The sequence below is a fragment of the Candidatus Cloacimonadota bacterium genome, assembly GCA_034722995.1.
In the GTDB taxonomy this organism is placed as follows: domain Bacteria; phylum Cloacimonadota; class Cloacimonadia; order JGIOTU-2; family JGIOTU-2; genus JAGMCF01.
Window position 1 is genome coordinate 66,885 of record JAYEOL010000026.1, and the last position, 4,065, is coordinate 70,949.

The window sequence follows — 4,065 nt, forward strand, 5'->3', positions numbered from 1 at the left end:
GTGGAACATATAACTCCACCAGGTGTATTGTCCTGGTTGTTTGTGAAATTCTCTAAATGTATCTATAAATCCTGCTTGCACAATATTTGTAAATCCCGCTCGTTCTTCATCAGTAAAACCTGCATTCACCCTGTTCCTTTCTGGATTTGCTAAATCAATTTCTTTATGTGCTACATTAAGGTCTCCACAAAAAATCACTGGTTTTTTCTTCTCCAAGTTTTTTAGATAATACAAAAAGTCTTTATCCCACTTTTGTCTATAACTTAACCTTGTAAGTTCTCTTTTAGAATTGGGAGTGTATACATTTACTAAAAAATAGTCTTCAAATTCTAATGTAATAAGTCTTCCTTCTTTGTCGTGTTCTTCTATACCAATATTATTGATAACGACAATTGGTTTAATCCTAGTAAATATCGCTGTTCCTGCGTATCCTTTTCTTTCTGCATAATTCCAATAATCATAATATCCATCAAAATGTAAATCAACCTGACCTTCTTGTAATTTTATCTCTTGTATACATAAAATATCTTGCTTTTCCCTTTTGACAAATTCTGTAAATCCTTTGTTTAATGCAGCTCGCAGGCCATTAACATTCCAGGATAGCATTCTTACTGATTTCATATTTAGTCTTTTCCAAACAATAATCTGTTAATCAACATAAATTTTGCCTTCATAAATAATCTTGATCTCTAACATTTTGCTCTTTTAGAAATATATTAAAAACAATTTAATTTTTAAAGGATGTATCAATTAGTTCAATAAAGTATTACATTCTCAAAATATACTTTTCAATTTCTTCCCTTTCTTCTGGAGTTGTCATAAGAATTAAAGTATTCTCCGATTCAATAGCATAGCTTTCAGAAGGTTTGTAAATCCAGCCACTTTTTGTCTTTATGGCTAACAATAATGTATTATGGTACTTATTAAGATTCAGCGATGAAACGGGTTTCCCAATAAACCGCTCAGAAACAGTTATTTCTTCAATTCGCAAATTTTTATATTTATCCCTCAACATTGTATCTAAGAATGATACAGCCGTAGGTCTTATCATTTCAGATGCCATTCTAAGCCCTCCAATAGAAGTTGGAGAAATTACAGCATCAGCCCCTGCCTTTTTCATTTTCTCAACATTAATTAACTCATTACAACTTGCGACTACTTTTATGTCTGGATTCAACTGTTTTGCGGTCAAACTTATTACCAGATTTATGTTATCATCCTCCATAGCAGCAAATAATCCTCTCGCTTTTTTAATTCCAGACTTTAATAGAACATTGTCATCAGTAGCATCACCTTCTATGTATATCTGATCTGGAAATATCTCTAAAAGCCTTTCAGTTCTCATTGAGTCGGCTTCTATTATCAAATATGGTCTTTGGGTTGTATGAAGCTCATTTACAATGTGCAAGCCCACCTTTTCAATACCGCATACAATAAAGTGATTTTTAAGTTTTTTAATCATTTTCTCCATTTTTCGTCTCCTAAAAGTTTCTTTCAATTCGCCTTCTACTGCAAAGGCAGTAAAACTTGAAAACACATAAGTTAGAATCCCTATGCCAGAAAACGCCAAAAATATTGTAAATAATCTCCCGCCAGGCTTGGTTGAAAGATCAATTATTTCCTTATACCCAATTGTAGCAATAGTAATAACTGTCATATAAAGGCAATTCAAAATAGAATATTGCCTACTCCCGATAAACCAGTAGGCTATTGTCCCTATTAAAACAACTATTATGAGTGCTAAACCCGCGTACAAAAGTTTCTTTAGAATTTTTAACGATAAAGTATCCTTCATCCCTATCCTTAATCTTTATATTAATATTGAACTCAAATTCTATAAAACTTGGTTAACTTTAATTAATGAAGTATTATAAATCTATTTTAGATGTCAATAAATTTACAATAAAAACTGTCGGAAACAATTATGTGTAATTTTTCAGAATGAAAATTGTTGACACAAAATAAATCAGATAGAAATTGCTGATAAGTGCGCCCGTAGTTCAATTGGATAGAGCATCGGACTTCGGATCCGACTGTTGGGGGTTCGACTCCCTCCGGGCGTGCCAGTATTTCAACGCTAAAAAATTTGAATTTTATGTATAATATTTTTATATGGAAATGATTTTTATAAAAAAATTTATTATTAGCTATTATAGTAAATGAAAAAATGATAATTAATCAAGCTAAAATAATTGGAATTCTAAAAGATTCTCTTTATAAAGAAAATCTTGGGGAAATAAAATGGAAAATTACTAATTTAAAAAATAATTTAAAAAACTTCAAAGTTGATAAGCTGGGAATATTAAACATAGCTTCCAATGGTCAAACAATAAATGTAAGTAGAAAATACATAGAAAGTGAATTACAACAAATTTTAGAAACAAAAACATTAGAAAGAACAAAACATTATCTAAATAGGCTTATTAAGAGTTTAACGGAGATAAAAACCAGTAAAATAAACGATATTAATTTAAATCGCTGGAAAGAGTATAATGATATATTAACAGATAGCCTTTGGATTCTTAATAAAAGAGATAATTCAGGTGCTCACTCTGCTGAGTATTGGGGCAACTTCATTCCACAAATTCCAAACCAACTTCTAAGAAGATATACTAAAAAAGGAGAATGGGTTTTAGATCCTTTTCTTGGTAGTGGAACTACTTTAATTGAATGTAAAAGATTAGGAAGGAATGGGATTGGTGTAGAATTACAAAGTAAAGTTGTAAAATTAGCAAAAAAAAATATAGAAAAAGAAAGAGATATTTTTTCAAAAGAAGTGAGAACTGAAGTAATAAATGGAGATAGTACTCAAATAGATTTCAAAATTGAATTAAAGAGAATAGGGATTAAATCTATTCAATTTTTAATAATGCATCCACCCTACTGGGATATAATAAAATTTAGTAACGATGAAAAAGATTTATCCAATGCTAAAACAATTGAAGATTTCTTAATTGCTTTTGGAAAAGTTGTAGATAATACTTGTCAAATTTTAGATAAAGAAAGATATTTTGCAGTTGTTATTGGTGATAAATATTCTAGGGGAGAATGGATACCTCTTGGTTTCTATACAATGCAAGAGGTGTTAAAAAGAAAATATACTTTAAAATCTATTATCGTAAAGAACTTTGAAGAAACTAAAGGAAAAATGAACCAAAAAGAACTCTGGAGATACAGAGCCTTGGTTGGTGGATTTTACATTTTTAAACATGAATATGTTATGCTTTTTAAAAAGAAAGAAAGGAGATGATAATCATGGTTGAAGAAATTAAAGTGGGTGAAATAGTAAAAGATATTTGTGGTGATGTCGGTGAAGTAATTGATATTGAGCATACAGACAATGAAAAAGTATGGCGATATATCTTGGCAGATTATGACGAAGATGGAAGACATACTTGGCCATCGCATCCTGATTATACTCGTAATTTGTATTAAGATAAATAATTAAGTGTAAAAATTCAATTTATTGTGGTTGTAGGAGAAATAAATATGCCATTATTGAGCCAAAAAGAAGTTTTAAATCTGAAACTCAGTTGTATTAAAGTGCCACAGTTAAGAATACTTGCATCAGATTTAGGTATTTCTAACAGTGGAAAGTCAGCAGAGATTATTAAGAGAATTTTTGAAAGACAACCAGATGAGAAACTGATTAATGAATTTATCAAAAAAAAATACACTGAGAGAATCAAAGAACGAAGAGTCATTATTTTAGATGAAGATTTGAAGAAAGAACTGATGAAAGTAAAAACTTTTTCATGGGGTGTAGTACAGGGACAATTAGACCAAAAGATACAGGCAGAATATGTAAGGAGATTTGTAAGGTATGAAGATTTATTGAATAATGTTAAGGCTAAACTTCATAATGAAGTAACAAATTATGTGATTTGCACTTGGTATAATCATTGGACAACTGTATTGATTGAGGAACACATAAGTAGTCATCTAAAAGTAATTCCTACTATCAAAAACATAAAAGGAATAGATATTTTCTTTGATGGACAACCATTTGATTTAAAGATAACTTATCTGCCGCATGAGTATAATCCAATAGAAGCAACAAGCAAT

The 4,065-nt window shown here is 30.1% G+C and carries 5 protein-coding genes and 1 tRNA gene; 4 read left to right on the plus strand and 2 right to left on the minus strand.

The annotated features are described in order from the left end of the window. Positions 1 to 621 (minus strand): exodeoxyribonuclease III (locus tag U9R23_03705; GenBank protein ID MEA3475534.1); only part of this gene is annotated, 621 nt, incomplete at its 3' end. A 145-nt stretch (positions 622 to 766) separates the two neighbouring features. Further along, positions 767 to 1,795 (minus strand): potassium channel protein, encoded by a 1,029-nt coding sequence (locus U9R23_03710; protein MEA3475535.1) that lies wholly within the window; start codon positions 1,793 to 1,795, stop codon positions 767 to 769. Between the two features lie 194 nt (positions 1,796 to 1,989). Between U9R23_03710 and U9R23_03715 the strand changes: the two genes are divergently transcribed. From U9R23_03715 to U9R23_03730, 4 genes are all read left to right on the plus strand, one after another. Then, positions 1,990 to 2,066 (plus strand) — tRNA-Arg (locus U9R23_03715). A 101-nt stretch (positions 2,067 to 2,167) separates the two neighbouring features. Then, complete coding sequence (locus tag U9R23_03720) at positions 2,168 to 3,250, plus strand: DNA methyltransferase (GenBank protein ID MEA3475536.1); 1,083 nt, start codon at positions 2,168 to 2,170, stop codon at positions 3,248 to 3,250. A 5-nt stretch (positions 3,251 to 3,255) separates the two neighbouring features. Continuing rightward, positions 3,256 to 3,435 (plus strand): hypothetical protein, encoded by a 180-nt coding sequence (locus U9R23_03725; protein MEA3475537.1) that lies wholly within the window; start codon positions 3,256 to 3,258, stop codon positions 3,433 to 3,435. Between the two features lie 54 nt (positions 3,436 to 3,489). Beyond that, positions 3,490 to 4,065: hypothetical protein (locus U9R23_03730; GenBank protein ID MEA3475538.1), on the plus strand; the 576-nt coding region annotated here is incomplete at its 3' end.

What these genes read in the sequence shown, in the direction of transcription:
- U9R23_03710 (MEA3475535.1), bottom strand. Translation starts at nt 1,795, where the DNA reads ATGAAGGATACTTTATCGTTAAAAATTCTAAAGAAACTTTTGTACGCG.
- U9R23_03720 (MEA3475536.1), top strand. Translation starts at nt 2,168, where the DNA reads ATGATAATTAATCAAGCTAAAATAATTGGAATTCTAAAAGATTCTCTT.
- U9R23_03725 (MEA3475537.1), top strand. Translation starts at nt 3,256, where the DNA reads ATGGTTGAAGAAATTAAAGTGGGTGAAATAGTAAAAGATATTTGTGGT.